Annotated in this window: 4 protein-coding genes, 3 tRNA genes and 1 rRNA gene; all 8 read left to right on the top strand. The window is 54.1% G+C overall.

Features of this window, described 5'->3' with window-relative positions; all coding sequences use genetic code 11:
• A 5S ribosomal RNA gene (gene rrf, locus ACLK1G_RS25890) occupies positions 1-79 on the top strand; the annotation flags it as partial.
• 134 nt (positions 80-213) lie between these two features.
• The gene (gene birA, locus ACLK1G_RS25825; protein WP_420767949.1) at positions 214-1,170 is read left to right on the top strand and encodes a bifunctional biotin--[acetyl-CoA-carboxylase] ligase/biotin operon repressor BirA; all 957 of its coding nucleotides are present in this window, start codon (positions 214-216) and stop codon (positions 1,168-1,170) included.
• Positions 1,160-1,909 carry a pantothenate kinase gene (locus ACLK1G_RS25820; protein WP_420767948.1) on the top strand — a complete coding sequence of 250 codons (750 nt, stop codon included), beginning with the start codon at positions 1,160-1,162 and terminating at the stop codon, positions 1,907-1,909. The genes birA and ACLK1G_RS25820 overlap by 11 nt, the downstream gene beginning before the upstream one ends.
• Positions 1,910-1,916: 7 nt before the next feature.
• Positions 1,917-2,372 (top strand): hypothetical protein, encoded by a 456-nt coding sequence (locus ACLK1G_RS25815; protein ID WP_420767947.1) that lies wholly within the window; start codon positions 1,917-1,919, stop codon positions 2,370-2,372.
• Between the two features lie 142 nt (positions 2,373-2,514).
• Positions 2,515-2,599 (top strand) — tRNA-Tyr (locus ACLK1G_RS25810).
• Positions 2,600-2,623: 24 nt separating this feature from the next.
• Positions 2,624-2,697, top strand: a tRNA-Gly gene (locus tag ACLK1G_RS25805).
• Between the two features lie 26 nt (positions 2,698-2,723).
• Positions 2,724-2,799 (top strand) — tRNA-Thr (locus tag ACLK1G_RS25800).
• Positions 2,800-2,883: 84 nt separating this feature from the next.
• Positions 2,884-4,073 (top strand): elongation factor Tu (tuf, locus tag ACLK1G_RS25795; protein WP_420767946.1); only part of this gene is annotated, 1,190 nt, incomplete at its 3' end.

Below are 4,073 nucleotides of genomic sequence, written 5' to 3'. Positions count from 1 at the left end.
TCCCGAACTCAGAAGTGAAACGATGCATCGCCGATGGTAGTGTGGGGTTTCCCCATGTGAGAGTAGGTCATCGTCAAGATTAAATTCCGAAACCCCTATCTGCTGATGCAGGTAGGGGTTTTGTTTTTGCGCCTGGTAAAGCCGTTTCGAGTTTCTATGCAACAGTCCTGTGCATGGCTATCATGCTGACCTCGGTAATCAGGCGCGGTTCGTATGCTCACGTTGTTAAAACTTCTGAAGGATGGTCGTTTCCATTCAGGCCAGGCACTAGGTGTCGGGCTGGGCATCAGTCGCAGTGCTGTCTGGAAGCAATTGCAGCATCTGGAGGCCGAGTTGGGATTGTCTGTTCATAAAGTTAGAGGCAAGGGGTATCAGTTGGCTAGGCCGCTGTCACTTTTGGATGCTGCGAAAATCTGCGCGAAAGAAGGCCTTGAGTGGCCTGTTTATATCCATGACTCCATCGACTCTACCAATGCCGAAGCGTTGCGTTCCATAGAACGCGGAGTGGATGCGCCATTCTTGGTCTTGGCTGAGCGGCAGCTCGCTGGGCGCGGTCGTCGTGGCCGTAAATGGGTCAGTCCGTTCGCTGCCAATCTTTATTACAGTCTGGTCTTGCGCATTGATGGCGGTATGCGGCAAATCGAAGGGCTGAGTCTCGTCGTTGGGCTCGCTGTCATGCATGCGCTTCGTGATTTTGGAATCGCTGAGGCTGGGTTGAAATGGCCCAACGATGTGTTGGTGGGCAACAAAAAAATTGCCGGTATCTTGCTCGAATTAGTGGGTGATCCGGCGGACGTCTGTCATGTCGTCCTGGGTGTCGGGATCAACGTGAATATGCAATCAACTGACGAGGTTGATCAGCAGTGGACGTCCATGAGCCTAGAGGCAGGCCGTGTATTTGATCGTAACGATCTTGTGGTCCATATGAGCGCGAAGCTTCAACAATACCTCGAGTTGCATCATGCGTCGGGGTTTGCGGCGATCCAGCTGGAGTGGGAAAACTATCATTTATGGCAGGGCCGTGCCGTTTCGCTAATTGCGGGTGTGAACCAGATTGACGGCGTTGTGATGGGCATTGACCACCAGGGAGCGCTGCGTTTGAAGGTGGATGGTGTGGAAAAGAGCTTTAGCGGCGGTGAGCTCAGTTTGAGGTTGCGTGATGATTCTTGAGCTCGATTGCGGCAACAGTTTTATCAAATGGCGGGTTCTTTGCTCCGACGGTGTTACGCCTGTTGAAGGTGGTGTGGTCGGTTCCGATGATGATCTGCTCGCCAGCCTGAGCGATGCCCAGAAGTTTCAGCTAAAGAAATGCCGTCTGGTCAGCGTCAGGACGCCCGAGGAAACTGACTCGTTGGTCGCTTCCTTGACACAGACCTTCGGGGTGTCCGTGGTACGTGCCGTACCGGCTCGAGAAATGGCGGGCGTGACAAATGGTTACGAAGAGTACGATCGGTTAGGTCTTGATCGTTGGCTTGCCTTGCTTGGCGGTTTCCATCTCGCTTCCGGCGCTTGCCTGGTGCTCGATTTTGGCACGGCCGTTACAGCCGACTTCGTGGCGGCGGACGGTGAGCATCTAGGGGGGTTCATTTGTCCGGGCATGCCTTTGATGCGCAACCAGTTGCGTACCCATACTCGGCGAATTCGCTACGATGACACTGCTGCCGAGCGAGCGCACGAGACTCTTGCTCCGGGAAGGGCGACGGTCGAGGCGGTTGAGCGCGGTTGTATGCTGATGCTCAGAGGTTTCGTCCTGACCCAGCTTGAATTGGCGCGGCAATACTGGGGGCAGGATTTCGAGGTGTTTTTAACGGGAGGGGACGCCTGTCTGGTTGTTGGGGTTGTACCGCAAGCCAAGGTTGCGCCTGACCTGGTTTTTGTTGGCTTGGCGATGGCTTGTCCTTTGTCTTGAGGTTTCTATGCGGTGGCTGTTTCTGTTGTTACTGGTTCTGAATGGCTTCTACTATGTCTGGCATCAGCAGGAGGCCCCGCTGCGGGCCAAGGATGTAACACCACTGAGCTTGTATCGCGGCTCGCAGCAGGATATTCATCTTCTGAGTGAAACGGCGGATTCGCTTGTCAGGCGTGATTTCGGCAAGTCCGGAGAGGTGCGCAAGAATTGTAATTATCTAGGCGGTTTTGCTCGTGCTGAGCTGGCCAGGCAGCTGGAGCAGCGATTGGTTTCGTTGGGCGTGATGGGGCGTACATCTGTGCTGAGCTCCGAAGGTGCACCTGAGGTCGGAGGATTTTGGGTTCAGGTTGTTCCTGAAAGCGCAGGAAAGGTTAATGAAGGGTTGGTTCAAAACCTTTCTAAAGAATTCAATGAGTTAAAACATAAAATAATGCCATGCGAAGGGGTTGCGCCTGCTGGGTAGTTTGCATAGAATGGCGCCCGCTTCGCAGTGAAGACCTTTAACGGTTATCAGTGCGGAGCGATGTCAACGCAGCTAACCTCAGGTTTTTAATGAGAAAATGCTTGACAGAAGGCTGGCATGATATAGAATGCCGGCTCGCTTAGGAGGGGTTCCCGAGCGGCCAAAGGGATCAGACTGTAAATCTGACGTCTACGACTTCGAAGGTTCGAATCCTTCCCCCTCCACCAGTTTTAGCGTGAGCTGCAAGCTCCGCGGGTATAGTTTAGTGGTAGAACCTCAGCCTTCCAAGCTGATGATGCGGGTTCGATTCCCGCTACCCGCTCCAAGTTTGCAGGTTGTGCAAAATGTTTTGCTCTTGTAGCTCAGTTGGTAGAGCACACCCTTGGTAAGGGTGAGGTCAGCGGTTCAAATCCGCTCAAGAGCTCCATATTACAAGGCAGATATGAAAATATCTGCCTTTGTTTTAATGGCTCGTGTGACTTGCTAAATTCTTCTCCTGGGGGTGATTTCGATGGCTAAGGAAAAGTTCGAACGTAATAAGCCGCACGTCAACGTTGGTACCATCGGTCACGTCGACCACGGTAAAACCACGCTGACCGCTGCTCTGACCCGTGTCTGCTCCGAAGTTTTCGGTTCGGCCAAGGTTGACTTCGACAAGATCGACAGCGCCCCGGAAGAGAAAGCTCGCGGTATCACCATCAACACCGCTCACGTTGAATACGATTCGTCCGTGCGTCACTACGCACACGTTGACTGCCCAGGTCACGCCGACTACGTAAAAAACATGATCACCGGTGCTGCCCAGATGGACGGCGCGATCCTGGTTTGCTCGGCCGCTGATGGTCCGATGCCACAAACCCGTGAGCATATCCTGCTGTCCCGTCAGGTAGGCGTTCCGTACATCGTTGTCTTCCTGAACAAGGCTGACATGGTTGACGACGCTGAGCTGCTGGAACTGGTTGAGATGGAAGTGCGCGACCTGCTGAGCACTTACGACTTCCCGGGTGATGACACTCCAATCATCATCGGTTCGGCTCTGATGGCTCTGAACGGCCAAGACGACAACGAAATGGGCACCACTGCTGTCAAGAAGCTGGTGGAAACTCTGGACAGCTACATCCCAGAGCCAGAGCGTGCTATCGACAAGCCGTTCCTGATGCCAATCGAAGACGTATTCTCGATCTCCGGTCGCGGTACTGTTGTGACTGGTCGTGTTGAGCGTGGCATCGTCCGTATCCAGGAAGAAGTTGAGATCGTCGGTCTGCGCGACACTCAGAAAACGACCTGCACCGGCGTTGAAATGTTCCGCAAGCTGCTCGACGAAGGTCGTGCTGGCGAGAACTGCGGCGTACTGCTGCGCGGCACCAAGCGTGACGACGTTGAGCGTGGCCAGGTTCTGGTCAAGCCAGGCACCGTCAAGCCGCACACCAAGTTCACCGCAGAAGTCTACGTTCTGAGCAAGGAAGAAGGCGGTCGTCACACTCCGTTCTTCAAAGGCTACCGTCCACAGTTCTACTTCCGTACAACTGACGTGACTGGTAACTGCGAGCTGCCAGAAGGCGTTGAAATGGTAATGCCGGGTGACAACATTCAGATGACTGTCACTCTGATCAAGACCATCGCGATGGAAGACGGCCTGCGTTTCGCTATCCGTGAAGGCGGTCGTACCGTCGGCGCCGGCGTCGTAGCCAAAGTCATCGA

Source organism: Pseudomonas algeriensis, assembly GCF_048847255.1.
Lineage (GTDB): Bacteria > Pseudomonadota > Gammaproteobacteria > Pseudomonadales > Pseudomonadaceae > Aquipseudomonas.
Note: the sequence above shows the minus strand (reverse complement) of the source record. Positions and strands in the feature narration are given on the sequence as shown.